Here is a 17,747-nt window from a genome sequence, read left to right on the forward strand (position 1 = left end):
AATCCTAAGCGGCGGCTACTGCGATGGGTTTTGCCGACCTATTCGCAGGCGGTCAAGTGCCGCGGGCGCAACGCTGGCCTGCGGCTCAGACGATGAAGAGGACCAGCAACGGCAGGGTGAGGGCGGCGACCAGCGTCTGCACGGTGAGGATATTGGCGACCAGCCCGGGCGCGCCGCCCATCTGGCGGGCCAGAATGTAAGACGAGGTGGCGGCGGGCAGCGCGTTGAAGATGACGGCGACGGCAAACGGCAGTCCGTGCACGCCGAGCAGGATGCAGAAGGCTGCCGTCAGCAGCGGCAGCACGGCCAGCTTGAGCACGACCGCGGCGGCGACCCAGCCGCCGCTGGTCCGCGCGGCGCCGAAGTCGAGCCCGGCGCCGACGGCCAGCAGGGCCATCGGCAGGGCGGCGCGGGCGAGGATGGTGAGGGTCTCGCGGGCGACCGGCGGCAAGCCGATGCCGCTGAGATTCAACGCGAGCCCGACGAGGCAGGCGAGGATCAGCGGGTTGCTGAGCAGCGCCTTGGTGAAGCCCGGGCCGGACGCCGCCGCCGCGCTCTTGCCCAACAGGGGGGAAGGCTCGCCGAAGCGCAGCAGCGCGGCGATGCAGATGACGTTCACCGTCGGCACCACCGCGGCGACGGCCAGCGCGGCGATGGTGAGGCCCGCCTCGCCGTAGAGGGCGAAGGGGATCGAGAGGCCGATATAGGTGTTGGGGCGGATCGAGGTCTGCAGCACCGCGGTGACGGCGGGGCCGTTGCGGCCGGTGACCAAGCGGAAGCCGACCAGGAGGGCGCTCATGACGGCGATGGCCAGCACCACCGCACCGGCCATGCGCGCGGCGGGCAGCGCCGAGAAGTCGGCCCCGGCCAGCGAGGTCGCCAGCAGGGCCGGCAGCAGGAAGAGATAGGTGAGGCGCTCGGCGGGCTCCCAGAAGCTCCCGGCGATCCAGCCGCGCCGGCGGATGACGTAACCGAGCAGGATCAGCAGGAAGACCGGCAGGACGGCGGTGGCGAGCGCCTGCATGGGTCAGCGGGTGCCCTGGCGGGCGATGGCGTCGAGGGCGCCCTGCAGGATATAGGCGGCGGCCATCTTGTCGACCACCTCGCCGCGGCGCTTGCGGGTCATGTCGGCCTCGTCGACCAGGAAGCGCTCGACGGCGGCGGTCGAAAGGCGCTCGTCCCAGAATGCCATGGGCATCTCGAAGCCCGCCTTTTCCCGCAGGTTGCGGGCAAGGGCGCGCACCGACTGGCAGCGCGGGCCCTCGCTGCCGTCCATGTTCACCGGCAGGCCGATGACCAGGCCGCCGATCTTGTAGCCGGCGCAGATCCGCACAAGCTGCTCGGCATCCTGGGCGAACTTGGCGCGCTTAATGGTTTCCAGCGGCGAGGCGACCTTGAGCGCGGAATCGGAGATGGCGACGCCGATGGTCTTGCTGCCGGGGTCGAGGCCGAGCAGGCGCTGGCCCGGGCGCAGCCGGGCTGGCAGATCTGTGACGGCGAGGTCCATCGCCCGGGGGCCTTTCGGGGTGGGAGGGGAAACAACCCCTTATAGGCAGCCGCCGCCGAGGCGACAAGGCGGCGGCAAGGCTGGCCAATCTTGCGGGGCCAGGGGGTGGGTGGTAGGTTCCGGCGGATTTTGACCGCTCCCACGCCCGTGCCGGCGCATGTCCTGGGAACCCCAGGCAGGCCGGCGGGGCGGAGCTTTTCCGGAAACGAGGTTGGGGCCGATGTCGGTCGACAAGGAAACTGTCGCGAAGATCGCGAGACTGGCGCGTGTTCGCGTCGATGAGAGCCACGAAGAGGCTCTGGCCAAGGAACTGTCGAACATCCTGGGCTGGATCGAGCAACTGTCCGAGTTGGATACCGACGGTGTCGAGCCGATGACCTCGGTGGTCTCCATGCAGCTGCCGCTGCGCGACGACAAGGTGACCGACGGCGGCTATCCCGACAAGGTGACAGCCAATGCGCCGGAAGCGGCCCATGGCTTCTATGCCGTACCGAAGGTGGTCGAGTGATGAGCGCGCTGACTGACCTCACCATCGCCGAGGCACGCGATCTGCTGGCCAAGGGCGAGACCTCCTCCAAGGAGCTGACCGAGGCGCACATCGGTGCGATGGAAGCCGCGCGCTCCTTGAACGCCTTCATCACCGAGACGCCGGAAAAGGCGCTGCAGATGGCGGAGGCTTCCGACAAGCGCCGCAAGGCGGGCGAAGCGGGGGTGCTGGAAGGTTTGCCCATCGGCATGAAGGACCTGTTCTGCACCGAGGGCGTGCTGACCACCGCGGCTTCCCACATCCTGGACGGCTTCCACCCGCCCTACGAGTCGACGGTGAGCGAGAACATGTGGAATGCCGGCGCGGTGCTGCTGGGCAAGACCAACCTGGACGAGTTCGCCATGGGCTCCTCCAACATGACCAGCCACTACGGCGGCGTGGAGAGCCCCTGGCGGCGCAGCGGCGACAACCGGCCGCTGGTGCCCGGCGGCTCCTCCGGCGGTTCGGCGGCCGCCGTGGCGGCGCGCTGCGCGCTGGGCGCCACCGGTACCGATACCGGCGGCTCGATCCGCCAGCCGGCGGCCTTCTGCGGCATCGTCGGCCTGAAGCCGACCTACGGGCGCTGCTCGCGCTGGGGCATCGTCGCCTTCGCCTCGTCGCTGGATCAGGCCGGGCCGATGACCCGCACGGTGCGTGACTCCGCGATCATGCTGCGCGCCATGGCGGGTTACGATCCCAAGGACTCGACCTCGGTGAACGTGCCGGTGCCGGACTACGAAAAGGCGCTGACCGGCAACATCAAGGGCATGAAGGTCGGCATTCCGAAGGAGTACCGGGTCGAGGGCATGTCCGAAGAGATCGACCAGCTGTGGCTGAAGGGCATCAAGTGGCTGGAAGAGGCCGGTGCCGAGGTCGTCGAGATCTCGCTGCCGCACACGCGCTACGCCCTGCCGACCTACTACATCATCGCGCCGGCGGAAGCGTCTTCCAATCTCGCGCGCTACGACGGTGTGCGCTACGGCCTGCGCGAGGAAGGTAAGACGCTGGACGCGATGTACGAGGCGACCCGCGGCAGGGGCTTCGGCGCCGAGGTGCAGCGGCGCATCCTGATCGGCACCTATGTGCTGTCGGCCGGCTACTACGACGCCTACTACAACAAGGCACGCAAGGTGCGCAGCCTGATCGCCGGCGACTTCGCCAAGGCCTACGAGAAGGTCGACGTCATCCTAACGCCGACGGCGCCCTCGGCCGCGTTCAGCATGGGCGAGAAGATGGACGATCCCATCGCCATGTATCTGCTCGACGTGTTCACCGTGCCGGCCTCGCTGGCCGGTCTGCCGGGCATCTCGATCCCGGCGGGCCTTTCGACGGACGGATTGCCGCTGGGCCTGCAATTGCTCGGCAAGGCCTTCGACGAGGAAACGCTGATTCGGGCGGCCGGTGTGCTGGAAGAGGCGGCGGGCTTCAAAGCCACGCCCGCTTTCCTGGCGGTGTAAGCGGGTGGAGTGAAAGAGATGTCACTGATCAAAGGCAAGACGGGCGAGTGGGAGATGGTCATCGGGCTGGAGGTCCATGCCCAGGTGATCTCCGAATCGAAGCTGTTCTCGGGGGCCTCGACGGAATTCGGCGCCGAGCCCAACAGCCAGGTCTCGCTGGTCGACGCCGCCATGCCGGGCATGCTCCCCGTGCTGAACAAGTACGTGGTTGAGCAGGCGGTGCGCACCGGCCTCGGATTGAAGGCGAAGATCAACCTGACCTCGGTCTTCGAGCGGAAGAACTACTTCTACGCCGACCTGCCGCAGGGCTATCAGATCTCCCAGTACCTGCATCCGATCGTCGGCGAGGGCACCATCATCCTGGACCTGGAGAACGGTGACACCCGCGAGGTCGGCATCGAACGTCTGCACCTGGAGCAGGATGCGGGCAAGTCGATCCACGATCAGCATCCCACGCAGTCCTACATCGACCTCAACCGGTCGGGCGTGGCGCTGATGGAGATCGTCTCCAAGCCGGACATGCGCTCGGCGGAGGAGGCGGGCGCCTACCTGCGCAAGCTGCGCACCATCCTGCGCTACCTCGGCACCTGCGACGGCAACATGGACGAGGGTTCGATGCGCGCCGACGTGAACCTGTCGGTGCGCCGCCCGGGCGAGCCGCTGGGCACGCGCACGGAAACCAAGAACGTGAATTCCATCCGCTTCGTGCAGCAGGCCATCGAGGCGGAGGCGAAACGCCAGATCGCGGTGCTGGAGGAGGGCGGCACCATCGTGCAGGAGACGCGCCTGTTCGACGGCATGACCGGCAAGTCGCGCTCGATGCGCTCCAAGGAAGAGGCGCACGACTACCGCTACTTCCCGGATCCCGACCTGCTGCCGCTGGAGCTCGATACCGCCTGGGTGGAGACCATCAAGGTCAGCCTGCCGGAACTGCCGGATGAGAAGAAGGCACGTTTCGTGAAGGACTTCGGCCTACCGATCTATGACGCCGGCGTGCTGGTCGCCGACCGCGACACCGCGGCGTTCTTTGAGACGGTGGCCAAGGGCCGCGATCCCAAGCTGGCGGCCAACTGGTTGATCGGCGACTACTTCGCCGCGCTGAACCGCAGCGGCGCCGATCTGCACACGGCCCCGGTCGACGCGAAGAAGCTGGGCGGTCTGCTGGACCTCATCGCCGACGGCACCATCTCAGGCCGCATCGCCAAGGAGGTCTTCGAGGAGATGTGGGAGAGCGGCCAGGAGGCCGGCGCCATCGTCGAGGCCAAGGGCCTGAAGCAGATCAGCGACTCCTCGGCCATCGAGGGACTGGTCGACGAGATCATCGCCGGCAACCCCGGCCAGGTCGAACAGTTCAAGGGCGGCAACGAGAAGATCCTCGGCTGGTTCGTCGGGCAGGTGATGAAGGCGACCCAGGGCAAGGCCAACCCCGGCCTGGTCAACGAGGTGCTGCGCAAGAAGCTCGGTTGAGCCGCGGGCTAAGGCCCGTCCGGTACAACCTTGCCGAACCTCAGCCTTCGCTGCCCAGCCGGCCGAGCTGGAAGATTACGTTGTCCGGGGCCTCCGGACTGACCCGGCGATAGGACTGCACGAGTTCCTGAACGATCCGCCGGTCCTGCGCTTCCTGCGTCGGGGCCGTTTCGGAACGCCGGGCTTCTAGGACGGTCTCCAGAATGACCTGAAAGGCCTTCTGGAGCTGGGCCGGCAAGCCGGATTTCGCGTAGAGCTCCCGCAAGGCGGCCGAACCGTTCCGCCGCAGGTTTTCCCGTGCCTTGGCACTCGGTGTCCGCGCCAGGGCGGCCATGGCGGCGCCGAAGAACTGCAACTGACCGAGCCAGAGGGTACGCAGCAGCAGGGTCGCGGTCAGCTCGCCGTTCTTGTGAAGGCGAAGCGCCGCGACGTCGATCCCCTGCGGATCGGTCTCCGCCAAGAGCGAATGGGCCAGCGCCCTCTCATGGCCGTGCCGGATCAACTGGTCGGCCAGCGTCGAGGGGAAGGCGTGCTCCTCGATGAGGCGCGCCTGCAGGTCACCCGAGACCAGCAGCACCAGCCGATAGCGGATATCGAAGGGCAGCATCGGCCGATCCACCAGCAGTTCCTGGATCTCCGGATCGTCGGCGAAAGTGTCCAGCAGCTTCGCGTAAGAGTCTTCGGCAATGTCGGCCCCCTCGTTGGCGAGCAGCAGTTCGACGACATCTTTGCGCCTGGTGCCGACCAGGGCGTCGGAGACCGCCTCGCTCAGCAGATCGCGCCGGGCGATCGCGCGCTGCTTGACGACGTTGCCGCTGCCGATGATCGACAGCAGGTCTTCGTCGGTGAGCACGAAGGAGTTCTCAAGGATCGGCAGGGCCACGGCCTCGACGTCCTGCGCCAGCTTCAGGGCCAGGCTGTGCGGCAGCAGGGGGGAGGACTTGATCTGCTCGGCGAGCATGCGGCGCACCTCGATCTCGGTGTCGCCCGCCAGGCAGCGGAAGATCGCGATGGCGACCTGCCGTTCGCGCTCGCTGAGCCGGTCTCCCACGAAGGCCGAGCCGAGGCGGGCGGCGAGAGCCGGACGCTGCGTCATCGCAAGACCGTTTGCCAGTTCGTCCAGCACGGTGGTTTCCACGAATTGCCCAGCGACGCTCAAGGTATTCATGAGGCTCTCCATCATCTATTTGCTGGCACTGCCAGATGATTGGAGAAAATCTAATCAAAAATCGTATAAACAGTCAATAATCATTGATTCTATTTTATTTCAATATTCAATAAATATTGAAAAGGAATTGTCTAAAATTTTATCTACTTAAAGGGCGGCGACGCGAAGATCGTCGGCCGGTGCATGGGCCAGGTAATGAAGGCGAGTGAGGGCACGGCGGGACGCGGCCTGTCAACGACCTGCCGCGCAAGGGGTCCGGCCGGTACTGGTTAGAGCCGCAGCGCGTCGGGATTGTCGGCGGTGATCTGGCCGAGTTGACAGATCACGCTCTCGAGGCTCCCCGGGCTGAGCTTTCGATAGGCGCAGACGAGGTCGTTGACCAGACGCTGCTCGACTTCCGGATCGGTCCCGTTGTGGCCGGATCGCCGGCGCTCGAGGATCACTTCCAGCACCGCCTGGAAGGCCGGTTCCAGGTGCGCCGGCAACTTGGCACGTTCGTAGAGTTTCAGCAGCGCCGGCGTGCCGGCTTTGCGCAGTGCATTCTGGGCGCGCGCCGCAGGAACGCTTGCCAGCGAACCGATTGCGGCGCCGAATTGCTCGAGCAGGCCGGCCGAGAGGAGGCGCAGCAGAAGCGTCGGGGAGAGGGCGTTCTTCCTGGCGAGCCGCGCGACAGCAGCCTCGATCTCCTGTCCGCTTCGCAGGCCCGCCAGGGTCTGCAGCAGGTTGCGCTCGTGGCCCTGACGGCTGAGCTGCTCCACCAGCCTGACCGGCAAGCCATGGCGCTCGACAATGCGCGCCTGGAGTGCTTTGGAGACGAGGGTGACGAGCAGTTCCTTCACGGCGAAGGGCAGGCTAGGCCGTTCGATCAAAAGCTCCTGGATCGTAGAGTCCTGCGCGAAGGCGGCCAGCACGCTGCGATATGAGGTGCAGGATATATCGGCGCCGTCGTTGGCCAGCAGGATTTCGACAACAGACCTGTCGCCGGTGTCGACCAGGGCACCGGAGACCGTTTCGCTGAGGACGGCGCGACCGGCAATGGTGCGGCTCTTTGCAGGATTGCCGGCCGCGATGATCGCAACGAGATCGGCGTCGGTCAGCACGGGCGAAGTCTGCAGGATCGGAAGCGCCACCACCTCGATGTCGGCGGCCAGGCGGAGGGCGATGTCGCGCGGCAGCATGGGGCTGGACTTCACATGTTCGGCCAGCGCGCGACGCACGTCGACCTCGGTGTCCTTCGCCAGACGCTCAAAGACCGCGATGGCGACCGCCTGTTCGCTCGGGCTCAAGCTGCCGCGAGTGAAAGCGTCCCCGAGACCGGCCGCCATTTCCGGCCGCTGGCTGGCCCAGAACGCGACCACCTGGTCGCTGGGCGAACCGGGCAGGGCGTCTGAGAGGGAAAGCACTTTACCGTCAAAGGCAGCGGTCGCGACAGTCATCGCCATATCGCCTGCGATCAATTCATCGACGGCTGTATGATGAACCAAATATTTATCGATGGCAAAAAGTATTGATTCTACTTTATATTTAGATTTATTGGATTTTGTCTTAATTTTTAAGCAATATCCAAACAAAGAAGCCGCGGGGCTAGGACGCCAGGTGATTGCGCTTCAGGTACAGCGTGGTGTCGGCCGTTGCGGTAAAGCGGCGCTCGGTGCCGCGCGGCTCGCGCAGCCAGGCGCCACGGCCGTGACGCTTGCCGTCCTCTTCCAACGCTCCCGATACGACGAAGATCTCCAGTCCCTTGGGGGCGGCGTTGGCGTCCACCGCAGCCGCCGGCAGCGGGATCCCGGCGGCCAGCCGCAGCATGCAAATGTCCTCGGGATAGTGGTCGTCCCGGTAGAGCGGCAGGATCTCGACGCCGGGCGCCGTGGCCTGCCAGTCGCCGTGCGCCGTGTCGATGACGACGTGCGCGCGGTCTTCGCCGATGTACTGGCAGAGTTTCACGAAAATGATGCAGCCCTCTTTCGAGAAGGGCGCGTGTCGGAAACCCTGCGGGTTGAGCAGGAAGGTGCCGGCGGGATAGTCGCCGTGCTCGTCGGAGAACACGCCGTCGAGCACCAGAATCTCCTCGCCCTGTGGGTGACCGTGCTCATGGAACGCCGAGTTGGCGTCGTAGCGCACCACCGAGGTGACGCGGCTGAACTCTCCGTCGACCAGATCGAGGCGCTTGCGCCATACCGTGGGGCTGGGGCTCGCCTGCCATTCCATGGCGGCGGTCTCCATCGCTGCCGGCCGTGAGAAATCCGAGTTCAGAGTACTGGCGGTTTGACTGCTCATCGGGTCTTCCTCACTTTTTTATCGATCACAGGATAGTGGCGCAGGTAGGTCACACGGGCTTGATCTGCAAGATCGCTTCACGGACTTGTAAACGCCCGACCCGGCGCGCATTTCTATCGTGGGTAGGACGGCCTGGGGCCGCCGCAGAATTTCCGTGGGAGATGAACATCCATGACCATCGAACTCTATTCCTGGGCCACGCCGAACGGTCACAAGGTGCATATCATGCTGGAGGAACTGGGCCTCGCTTACAACGTGCATCCGATCAACATCGGGGCCGGCGACCAGTTCAAGCCGGAATTCCTGAAGATCAGTCCCAACAACAAAATGCCGGCCATCGTCGATCCCGAGGGGCCGGACGGCAAACCGATCTCCCTCTTCGAAAGCGGCGCCATCCTGATCTACCTGGCTGAAAAGCACGGCAAGCTGCTGTCGAACGAGCCGCGCGAGCGCTATACGACCCTGCAGTGGCTTATGTGGCAGATGGGCGGCCTCGGCCCGATGCTCGGCCAGGCGCACCACTTCCGCAACTATGCGCCCGAGCGCATCGAGTACGCCTACAATCGCTACACCAACGAAGCCAACCGCCTCTACGGCGTGCTCGACAAGCGCCTCGGCGAGACGCGGTTCCTCGCCGGCGACAACTACTCCATAGCCGATATTGCGGCCTGGCCGTGGATGCGCCGTCCGGAGAACCAGGGCGTCGACCGTGACGCGCTACCGAACTATAAGCGCTGGTTCGAGGAGATCGCTGCGCGGCCGGCGGTGGAACGCGGCGTCAAAGTGCTTGAGGACCTGCGCAGCGAAGGTTTCGACGACAAGGCGCGCGATATCCTGTTCGGCGCCGGGCAGTACGCCAGACGCTGAGTCGGCGCCGCGGGCCTCGCCCGACGGGGCTCGGGGCTCTCCGCGAAGATTGACTTGCGGCGCGGCGGCTTGGCACAAGGTTGGTCCGCGGTGCCGCTCGTGTGGCGGACGCCCCCTGGTCAAGCCAACCGAAGACAGGTTCCGCCATGCCGCAGAAGCCGCCCAATCCGACGGGGATCGACGCGTACAAGCCGGCGGAGATCGCCCAGCGCATCGAGGAGGCCGGGGTCGGCAAGACCCAGCTGGGCCTCGTGCAGATGGTGGCGCTCAGCATTCTCGCAGGTGCTTTCATCGCCTTCGGTGCGGCTTTCTATACGGTGGTGATGACCGGGGCCGACGCCGGCTTCGGCCCCTCCCGCCTGCTGGGCGGCGCTGCTTTCTCGCTGGGTCTCATTCTGGTGGTGGTGGGCGGCGCGGAACTGTTCACCGGGAATGCCCTCATGGTGATGGCCTGGGTCGACCGCCGCATCGGCAGCGGCGCTCTGCTGCGCGCCTGGGCCGTGGTGTATGCCGGCAACCTTGTCGGCGCGGTGGGCATGGCGGTGCTGGTCGACCTCTCCGGAACGCTGGCCGGGCCGCAGGGCGAACTTGCGGTGTGCATCGCCGAGGCCAAGATGGCGCTGCCGCCGCTCGAGGCGCTGGCGCGCGGCATCCTGTGCAACGCCCTGGTTTGCCTGGCGGTCTGGCTCACCTTCGCCGCACACAGCGTCGCCGGCAAGATCCTGGCGATCCTCTGGCCGATCACGGCCTTCGTAGCGCTCGGCTACGAGCACTCGATCGCCAACATGTATCTGATTCCCGTGGGTCTTCTGAACGGCGCGCAAGGCGGCATCGGCGGTCTGCTGGCGAACCTGGTGCCGGTGACGCTGGGCAACATCATCGGCGGCGCCGGCGGCGTTGCCCTGGCGTACTGGGCCGCCTACCGCCGTTCGACAGCACCGGCGGCGGGCGACACCTCAGGAGATGTGGCAGACCGCTAGACCGCGCGATATGGTGCCGCGGACTTTGGCTCCTGCGGGTAGGGGGCACGATTTTTTGGGCAGATCGATCAAGGGAGAACCGGTTCCGTGACCATTGAACTCTATACCTGGAGCACGCCGAACGGCCGCAAGATTTCCATCGCCTTGGAGGAGCTGGGCCTGGCCTATTCGGTGCATCCGATCAACATCACCAAGGACGAGCAGTTCGACCCGGAGTACCTGAAGATCAGCCCGAACAACAAGATTCCGGCCCTCGTCGATCCGCAGGGGCCGGACGGCAAGCCGATCGCGCTGTTCGAGAGCGGCGCGATCCTGATCTATCTGGCGGAGAAGACAGGCAAGCTGCTGCCGCAGGACGCGCGGGCGCGCTCTACGGCATTGCAGTGGCTGATGTGGCAGATGGGCGGCTTCGGGCCGATGGCGGGGCAGGCACACCACTTCCGGCGCTTTGCCAAGGAGCAGATTCCCTATGCGATCGACCGCTACAGCAACGAGACGCGACGGCTGTACGGCGTGCTGGACAAGCGCCTGGAGGAAGTAGACTACGTCGCCGGCGACTACGGCATCGCCGACATCGCCATCTTTCCCTGGGTCGCCCGCCATGAATGGCAGGGTGTCGCCTTGGAAGAGTTCCCGGCCGTCAAGCGCTGGTACGATGCAATTGCGGCACGTCCGGCGGTGGCGAAGGGAATGGCTGTTCCGAGCTGACGGCCGTCCGCCCCAAGCCGACGGTGCTCCGGGGACCAGCCGGGAACCGTCGTCTCGTTTCGCGGACTAGCAGGTAGCGGGACGGCGTCCGCGGCGGCGGCCCTTCGGCAGGGCGATCAGCTCGGCCGGTGCCTTGTGGGTGATGCCGACGAGGTCCATCAGTTCCTCTTTGCAGCGCTGCAGATTGGCCAGTTCACGGGAGTCGTCGCGGTCGTAGACCTCGACGCAGCTCAGTTTGATTTCGACCAGGTCGATAAGCGTTTCGACAGATGCGCGAGACAGGCTCATGGTGTTCCCCTTGCTGAATTGATTAGCCCTCTGGGAGCATCTTTGAAGTTAACCGGTTAAGGGGACGTAAAGCCGGCGGCACTTCGCTGTGAATTATTCGTCTTAGTGGCCGGGGGTGTCCGGGCCGCCCGCGGCGGGTCTCGGAACTGGCGCTTTGCGGACCGTGGAAAGGCGCCGTAGCAGCCGGCCGTCGATCACCGCCAGACCGGCGAAGATCATCGCCATGCCGGACAGTGCGGTGAGCGTGATGTCTTCATCCAGTATGAGAGTGCCGAGCAGCAATGCTGTGATCGGCACTAGAAATGTGACCAGCAGCACGTTGGTCGCCCCGGCGCTGGCGAGGATGCGGAAATACAAGATGTAGGCAAAGGCCGTGCTGACGAGGCCGAGGGTCAGCAGGGCCGTCCAGGTCGCCGTGTCGGGACGGGCGGTCCAGGGCCGGTCGAGCAGCGCGGCCAGCGGGAGCATGACAAGGGCCGCCGCGGTGGTCATGCCAGCGGCAGCGACCAGCGGCGACAAGTGACGCAGGCGCCGGCCGTAGATGCCGGCGCAGGCGTAGCAGATGGCGGCCCCCATCACGGCAAACTGGCCCCAGGACTGGCCCCCCAGGCCGGCGAGGGCACCGGGGCCGACGAGAACCAGGGCCCCGAGGAAGCCGATGGCGATCCCGGCCGCACCGCGCCGGGTCATGCGCTCGTCTTTCGTCAGGAAGTGGGCCAGCACGAAGGTGAACAGCGGGGTGGTTGCGTTGAGGATCGAGGCGAGGCCGCCGTCGATGCGGGTCTGCCCCCACATGATGAGGGAGAACGGCAAGGCATTGTTGATGAGGCCCATGAGGGCGAGCGGCGCCCAGTCCTTCAGTGCCGGCAGACGGTGCCCGGCCAGCAGGGCGATGCCCAGCAGGGTCAGCGCGGCGGTCGTCACGCGCCCAGCGGCGACGCTGGCCGGATGGAGGTCACGCAGGCAGATCTCGGTGAGGAAGAAGGACAGGCCCCAGACCAGCGCCAGCAGGAAGATCTGGAGCCAGTCGCCTGGTTTCATCTGCATGGAAGCCATAGGAGAAAGGGTCCGACGGACAAGGCGGGCCAGCATAGCCGGATGGCCCCTGAGAGCTATCCGCTTCTTGTGCTCACGAAGTCCACGTCAGGCAAACTGGCGGGCGGCGGCGGCAAGGCCGACGAAGGCGGCATCGGGGCGCACGATGAGCCAGGTCGGGATGGCCTCCAGGTAGTCGTGGAAGCGCCCCTTATCCTGGAAGCGGTCGCGGAAGCCCGATGCGGCGAGGAAGTCCGGGAAGCGCGGCAGGATGCCGCCGGCCAGGAAGACGCCACCCTGGGCGCCATAGCCGAGAGCGACGTTGCCCGCGAAGGTCCCGAGGAAGAGGCAGAAGCGCTCCAAGGCGAGGCGGCAGAGGCCGTCGCTGCCGTCCAGCCCGCGATCGGTGATCTCCGCCGCGGTGAGGACGGAAGCGGATTGGCCTTGCACGCGGGCGAGGCCCCGGTAGATGTTGACCAGGCCGGGTCCGGAGAGCAGACGCTCGGCGGAGACGTGGCCGAAGTCCTCGCGCAGCGCGGCGATGAGCTCGGCCTCCAGGGCGTCGGCGGCCGGCATGGTGGCATGGCCGCCTTCGCTGACCAGGGGAATTCCGTGAGGCTCGGCCTGGACGAGCGCGGCGACGCCCAGCCCGGAGCCCGGGCCCAGGACGGCCAGGGCGCCCTGCGCGGCCGGACGGGCCGGGCCGACGATCAGCCGGTCGGCTTCGGCGAAGTGCGGCAGCGCGAGGGCCAACGCGGCGTAGTCGTTGAGCAGGCGGATGTGGCTGAAACCGAAGCGCTGGCGCAATTCGCCGATGGTGGTGTCCCACCCGGCATTGGTCATCACGGCGCGGGCGTCATCGACCGGGCCCGCAAAGGCAAGCACCGCGGCCTGGGGTGCCTGCAGGCAGCCGAGCCGCTCCATCGCCGCGGCGACGGCGTCGTAGGCCGTCGGGTACTCGGCCACGGGAAGATGGATGGCTTCGCCACCCTTGCCGTCCTGCAGAAGGGCAAAGCGTGCGTTGGTGCCGCCGACATCGGCCAACAGGGCCGTGACTCTGCCGGACCCGGCGCTCATCGCGGTGGCGTGGCTTGCTGGAGAGCCGTTAGGAAGGCCTCGCGCCAGGCGGTCACGTCATTCACGGCGATGGCCTTGTACATCGAATGCCAGCGCTCCTGGCGGGCCGCCAACGGCATGTTGAGTGCCTCCTGCAGGCGCTCGGCCACCCCTTCGACGTCGTAGGGATTGACGATCAGCGCGCCGTCCAACTCGCGGGCCGCGCCAGCGAAGCGCGACAGCACCAGCACGCCCGGATCCTTCGCCGACTGCGCGGCGACGAACTCCTTGGCCACGAGATTCATGCCGTCGCGCAGCGGCGTGACCAGCCCGACGCGGGCGGCGCGGAAGAACCCCGCCAGCACGCGCCGGCTGAAGCTCTTGTTCAGATAGCGGATCGGCACCCAGTCATATTCCGCGAAGGTGCCGTTCACGTGCCCTGCCGTGGCCTCCAACTCGCGGCGAATGTCGACATAGTCGGCGACGTCGGAACGGGACGGCGGATTGATCTGCAGGAAGACCACCTTGCCCCGGTTGTCGGGATAGGCGGTCAGCAGATGCTCGAAGGCCTCGACGCGCTTGATCAGCCCCTTGGAGTAATCGAGACGGTCGACGCCGATGATGAGATCGCGCTTGCCCAGGCTCTCGTCCAGGCGGGTCACCTGTTTGCTGCCTTCGCTCTCTGCGGCCATCTTGGCAAAGACCTCGGTGTCGACGCCGATCGGGAAAGCCTGCGCGCGCAGGCTGCGGCCGAAGGCCTTTACGATCCCGTCCGCGCCGACCTCGCCGCCGGCCTCGCGCCGAATGTAGTCATGGAAGCAGAACAGATCGTCCTCGGTTTGGAAGCCGAGGAGGTCGAAGGCGCAGAGCGCCTTCACGATCTGGCGGTGCATCGGCAGCGCCAGAAGGACTTCCAGCGCCGGCCAGGGAATGTGAAGGAAGAAGCCGATCTTCTGGCGGCAGTTGGCGCTGCGCAGGTTCTCGGCCAGCAGCATGAAGTGGTAGTCGTGAATCCACACCGTGTCGCTGTCCCGCAGCAGCGGCTGCAGGCGGTGGGCGAAGAGGGCGTTGACCCGCTGGTAGCCGCCCCAGGTGCGCTGGGCGAACTCCGCCAGATCGAGTCGATAGTGGAACAGCGGCCAGAGCGTCGAGTTGGAGAAGCCGACGTAGTATTCGTCGTAGTCGCGCTGGGTCAGGTCCACCGTGGCATAGGTGATCTTGCCGGCCTCGGTGAGGGTTGGCTGGCCATAGTCGCTGTCCAAAACCTTGCCGCTCCAGCCGAACCAGATGCCGCCGCGCTCGCGCAGGGCCGCGCGCACGGCGACCGCGAGTCCACCTTCGGACCCCGGGCGCGACTGCTTGACCGCGGCGACGCGATTGGAAACGACGACCAGTCGGCTCAATAGGCTTCCTCCCAGGTCTTGGATAACTTCATTGCCGAATTGATGAGGCCCACCATGGAGTAGGTCTGCGGGAAGTTTCCCCAGAGCTCCCGGGTGTCGGTGGCCATGTCCTCGGACAGCAGGCCAAGCGGATTGCGCGCGGCAAGCATGGCTTCGAAGAGTTCGCGGGCTTCCTCGGTGCGGCCCGCGGCCGCCAGGGCATCAATATACCAGAAAGTGCAGACGTTGAAGGCGACTTCGGGAGCGCCGAAGTCATCCGGCTTGGCGTAGCGGTGCAGGAAGCCGCCATTCTTCAGCTTCTTTTCGACCTGCTCGAGGGTGCCGAGGAAGCGCGGATCGTCGGCCGGCAGGAAGCCGACCTCCTGCAGGCACAGCAGGCTCGCATCCATGTCTTCCCCCTCGAAGGCGGAGACCAGGCTGTTGAGCTCGCGGTTCCAGGCACGCTCGAGAATCCCTTCTCGAATGCGCATTGCCGCGTCGGCCCAAAAGGCGCTGCGCTCCGTCATCGCCAGCCGTGCGGCGATCTTCGCGAGGCGGTCGCAGGCGGCCCAGCACATGACGGCGGAATAGGTGTGGACCTGCTGGCGGGTGCGCAGCTCCCAGAGGCCGGCATCGGGCTGATCCCACAGACGGATGGCCTTGTGGCCCAAAGCCTCGAGCTTTTCGAAGAAGCTCACGTCGCCGGGATGCGCCAGGCGGGAGTCGAAGAAACTTTGCGTCGAAGCCAGGATCACGCTGCCGTAGCCGTCGTTCTGGACCTGGGTGTAGGCGCCGTTGCCGAGGCGGACCGGTCCCATGTTGCGATAGCCTGGCAGCGAGGGGCAGGTCGTCTCGTCCAGTCGGCTTTCCAGCGAAACGCCGAAGACCGGCTGGAGATTGCCGTTGCCGGAAATGGCATCGGTATTGGAAGAAACGATATTGGAAATATAGGTGAGGTAGTCCTCCATCGTCTTGGTGGCGCCCAGGCGGTTGAGCGCATGTACGACGAAGTAGGCATCGCGCAGCCAGCAGTAGCGATAGTCCCAGTTGCGCCCGGAATCCGGCGCCTCGGGGACCGACGTCGTCATGGCGGCGATGATCGCCCCGGTTTCCTCGTAGCTGCAGAGCTTCAGGGTGATCGAGGCGCGGATCACCGCTTCCTGCCATTCGAACGGGAGGGCGAGGTAGCGCGTCCACTCCTGCCAATATTCGTCCGTCTTGCGAAAGAACTCCCGGCTTGTTTCGTCGACCGGCGCGGTCAGGCTCTCGTCGGGGCCGAGAATGAGCGAGATCGGCCGGTCGAGAATGAATGGCACCTCTTCCTGCACGTAGGTGATCGGCGCATCGGTCGTCAGGCGCAGGATCATGTGCGGGGTCACGTAGCGAATGTGGTTGCTGCCGCGGGTCGTCTGCGGCGTGCCGCTGCCGTAGCCGTAGGCCGGCCGGATGCGCAGGCGGATGCGCGGGCTGCCCGACACCGGCCGCAGGTGGCGCACGATCGTCGGCGGCCGGAAGATGCGGCCGAAGTGCTTGAAGCGCGGGGCGAAGTCGGTGATCTCGACGACGCCGTCGCTGGAATCGTAGAGCCGCGTGGTCACCACGGCGGAGTTCCGCCGATAGGACTGCTCGGACCGGCGGAAGTCCTGCAACTCGACCTGGTAGATGCCGCGCTCCGGAGGGGCATCGCCATTCAGCAGGCTGCAGAAAACCGGGTCACTGTCGAAGCGGGGCATGCAAGACCACACAATGCTCGCCTTTGCGTCGATAAGCGCACCGAAAGCACAGTTGCCGATGACGGCGAGATCCAGGGAACTCATGGTGTTTTCTTCTGCCGGCCGCCGTCCAGCCAGCCGCGCAGCCAAGCATGAACGGCCGCTTCGTCCGCCAAGTGGTAGGGCGCTGCAGTGTGATCGCCGTGGCCAACACGGATCGAAAGGCCTCCCAAGCCATTGACGACGTCAAAGCCATCCTCGTCGGTGACGTCGTCTCCAATGAAGACCGGCCTGCGGCCAGCGAACGGCCGCTCCTCCATGAAAGCGGTGATGGCGGTGCCTTTGTTGGCACCAGCCGGCTTCACTTCGAGAACCATTTTGCCTCGTTTGAGTTCCAGGTTTTTCGCCTCAGGCGCGATCAGCCGGCGGAGAAAGGCTTCCGCCTCCTCCTCGCGGTCGGGCGCATTGCGGAAGTGCACGGCCAGGGATTGCTGCTTGTCCTCCAGCAGCAGGCCCTGGCGCGCGTGGACGAAGTCGGCGAGGACCGGGCGCAGGGGAGCCAGCAGAGATGCGGCATCGGAGCGGTGCAGCACGGCATCGGCGTCACGACGCTCCAGGCCGTGAATGCCCGCGCAGGGCAGACGCAGGGGATCGAAAAGACTGTCGAGGTTGGCAATGGCGCGGCCGCTGATGAGGGCAATGGCGCCGCCGACCCGCTCATTGAGGTGTTCAAGGAGGCGCAGCAGGTCATCGGAAACTTTCACGGCGTCGGGATGCGACGCAATGGTCAGCAGGGTTCCGTCGACGTCGAGGAAGAGGGCGTGGGTGTCGGGCGCTGCGCTCGGTAGCGGTTGCGCTTCGCGAGGGTCGTCACTGGTGGCGGACCGCTGAGCGCCCGGCGACGGGGTTTCGTTGGCGTGGAACGTGTTGGAAGGGGTATCCGCGTCCGAAATCAATGGTACCTACACCCTGCTCGCAGCTTCGAGGCAGCGGCATGCGTGGTGCTTTTGCGCATCCGATGCCCACTCTGAAGTAGCCGCCGGGCCTGAGGAAGGCAAGCGCGTCCTGTAATCTTAGTCCGTGTTCAAACGACTTCCGTCGGCGGGAAGGGCTGCCCGGCGGGGCGGGCGGCGACCGGTGATCTCGGCAAAGACGCTCTTCAGGAAATCCGATTGCTGCGAAATCTGAGGGTCACCGCTGAACTTCCCCGCAGCCTTGCGGTTCTCAGGGACAGATTTGGAAGGGTCGGATGGAGGCATTGTCGATGTCGTTGCTCCGTCTGGCGAATTCAGATGGAGAGAATTGCGTAAAACGCAA

At 65.9% G+C, this 17,747-nt stretch carries 17 protein-coding genes; 6 read left to right on the forward strand and 11 right to left on the reverse strand.

Features of this window, described 5'->3' with window-relative positions:
* Positions 1-85: 85 nt before the first annotated feature.
* Positions 86-1,024 (reverse strand): AEC family transporter, encoded by a 939-nt coding sequence (locus WDC82_RS14210; RefSeq protein WP_340117995.1) that lies wholly within the window; start codon positions 1,022-1,024, stop codon positions 86-88.
* A gap of 3 nt (positions 1,025-1,027) precedes the next feature.
* Positions 1,028-1,507, reverse strand: coding sequence for a Holliday junction resolvase RuvX (gene ruvX / locus WDC82_RS14215; protein WP_340117996.1), 480 nt, complete (start codon positions 1,505-1,507; stop codon positions 1,028-1,030).
* A 220-nt stretch (positions 1,508-1,727) separates the two neighbouring features.
* Between ruvX and gatC the strand changes: the two genes are divergently transcribed.
* Genes gatC through gatB form a run of 3 tightly spaced genes read left to right on the forward strand, consistent with a single transcriptional unit; the run spans position 1,728 to position 4,957 of the window.
* The gene (gatC, locus tag WDC82_RS14220; protein ID WP_340117997.1) at positions 1,728-2,015 is read left to right on the forward strand and encodes an Asp-tRNA(Asn)/Glu-tRNA(Gln) amidotransferase subunit GatC; all 288 of its coding nucleotides are present in this window, start codon (positions 1,728-1,730) and stop codon (positions 2,013-2,015) included.
* The gene (gene gatA / locus WDC82_RS14225) at positions 2,015-3,490 is read left to right on the forward strand and encodes an Asp-tRNA(Asn)/Glu-tRNA(Gln) amidotransferase subunit GatA (RefSeq protein WP_340117998.1); all 1,476 of its coding nucleotides are present in this window, start codon (positions 2,015-2,017) and stop codon (positions 3,488-3,490) included. The genes gatC and gatA overlap by 1 nt, the downstream gene beginning before the upstream one ends.
* 18 nt (positions 3,491-3,508) lie before the next feature.
* On the forward strand, positions 3,509-4,957 hold the full coding sequence (gene gatB / locus WDC82_RS14230; protein ID WP_340117999.1) for an Asp-tRNA(Asn)/Glu-tRNA(Gln) amidotransferase subunit GatB: 1,449 nt from the start codon (positions 3,509-3,511) through the stop codon (positions 4,955-4,957).
* Between the two features lie 40 nt (positions 4,958-4,997).
* On the opposite strand, the gene WDC82_RS14235 is transcribed toward gatB, so the two are convergent.
* The 3 genes from WDC82_RS14235 to WDC82_RS14245 form a co-directional block, all read right to left on the reverse strand.
* Positions 4,998-6,125: a DUF2336 domain-containing protein gene (locus WDC82_RS14235; RefSeq protein WP_340118000.1), complete on the reverse strand. Its 1,128-nt coding sequence runs from the start codon at positions 6,123-6,125 to the stop codon at positions 4,998-5,000.
* Between the two features lie 269 nt (positions 6,126-6,394).
* A complete protein-coding gene (locus tag WDC82_RS14240) occupies positions 6,395-7,696 on the reverse strand; it encodes a DUF2336 domain-containing protein (protein ID WP_340118001.1) in 1,302 nt (433 codons plus the stop codon).
* 13 nt (positions 7,697-7,709) lie between these two features.
* The gene (locus WDC82_RS14245) at positions 7,710-8,402 is read right to left on the reverse strand and encodes a cupin domain-containing protein (protein ID WP_340118002.1); all 693 of its coding nucleotides are present in this window, start codon (positions 8,400-8,402) and stop codon (positions 7,710-7,712) included.
* 171 nt (positions 8,403-8,573) lie between these two features.
* Here WDC82_RS14245 and WDC82_RS14250 point away from each other — a divergent pair, with 171 nt between their 5' ends.
* The 3 genes from WDC82_RS14250 to WDC82_RS14260 all read left to right on the forward strand — a co-directional run bounded on the left by WDC82_RS14250 (position 8,574) and on the right by WDC82_RS14260 (position 10,957).
* On the forward strand, positions 8,574-9,269 hold the full coding sequence (locus tag WDC82_RS14250) for a glutathione S-transferase N-terminal domain-containing protein (RefSeq protein ID WP_340118003.1): 696 nt from the start codon (positions 8,574-8,576) through the stop codon (positions 9,267-9,269).
* Positions 9,270-9,415: 146 nt separating this feature from the next.
* Complete coding sequence (locus tag WDC82_RS14255; protein WP_340118004.1) at positions 9,416-10,249, forward strand: formate/nitrite transporter family protein; 834 nt, start codon at positions 9,416-9,418, stop codon at positions 10,247-10,249.
* A gap of 87 nt (positions 10,250-10,336) precedes the next feature.
* Positions 10,337-10,957, forward strand: a complete 621-nt coding sequence (locus tag WDC82_RS14260) for a glutathione S-transferase N-terminal domain-containing protein (protein ID WP_340118005.1) — start codon at positions 10,337-10,339, stop codon at positions 10,955-10,957.
* A 66-nt stretch (positions 10,958-11,023) separates the two neighbouring features.
* On the opposite strand, the gene WDC82_RS14265 is transcribed toward WDC82_RS14260, so the two are convergent.
* The 6 genes from WDC82_RS14265 to otsB form a co-directional block, all read right to left on the reverse strand.
* Positions 11,024-11,245 (reverse strand): hypothetical protein, encoded by a 222-nt coding sequence (locus WDC82_RS14265; RefSeq protein WP_340118006.1) that lies wholly within the window; start codon positions 11,243-11,245, stop codon positions 11,024-11,026.
* A gap of 102 nt (positions 11,246-11,347) precedes the next feature.
* The gene (locus WDC82_RS14270; RefSeq protein ID WP_340118007.1) at positions 11,348-12,301 is read right to left on the reverse strand and encodes a DMT family transporter; all 954 of its coding nucleotides are present in this window, start codon (positions 12,299-12,301) and stop codon (positions 11,348-11,350) included.
* Positions 12,302-12,388: 87 nt separating this feature from the next.
* On the reverse strand, positions 12,389-13,357 hold the full coding sequence (gene glk / locus WDC82_RS14275; protein WP_340118008.1) for a glucokinase: 969 nt from the start codon (positions 13,355-13,357) through the stop codon (positions 12,389-12,391).
* Positions 13,354-14,739 (reverse strand): alpha,alpha-trehalose-phosphate synthase (UDP-forming), encoded by a 1,386-nt coding sequence (gene otsA / locus WDC82_RS14280; RefSeq protein WP_340118009.1) that lies wholly within the window; start codon positions 14,737-14,739, stop codon positions 13,354-13,356. The genes glk and otsA overlap by 4 nt, the downstream gene beginning before the upstream one ends.
* Positions 14,736-16,535: a glycoside hydrolase family 15 protein gene (locus WDC82_RS14285; RefSeq protein ID WP_340118010.1), complete on the reverse strand. Its 1,800-nt coding sequence runs from the start codon at positions 16,533-16,535 to the stop codon at positions 14,736-14,738. The genes otsA and WDC82_RS14285 overlap by 4 nt, the downstream gene beginning before the upstream one ends.
* Positions 16,532-17,386: a trehalose-phosphatase gene (gene otsB, locus WDC82_RS14290; protein ID WP_340118011.1), complete on the reverse strand. Its 855-nt coding sequence runs from the start codon at positions 17,384-17,386 to the stop codon at positions 16,532-16,534. Before otsB ends, WDC82_RS14285 begins: the two co-directional genes overlap by 4 nt.
* Between the last annotated feature and the right edge of the window lie 361 nt (positions 17,387-17,747).

Source organism: Pelagibius sp. 7325 (genome assembly GCF_037652055.1).
Lineage (GTDB): Bacteria > Pseudomonadota > Alphaproteobacteria > Kiloniellales > Kiloniellaceae > Pelagibius.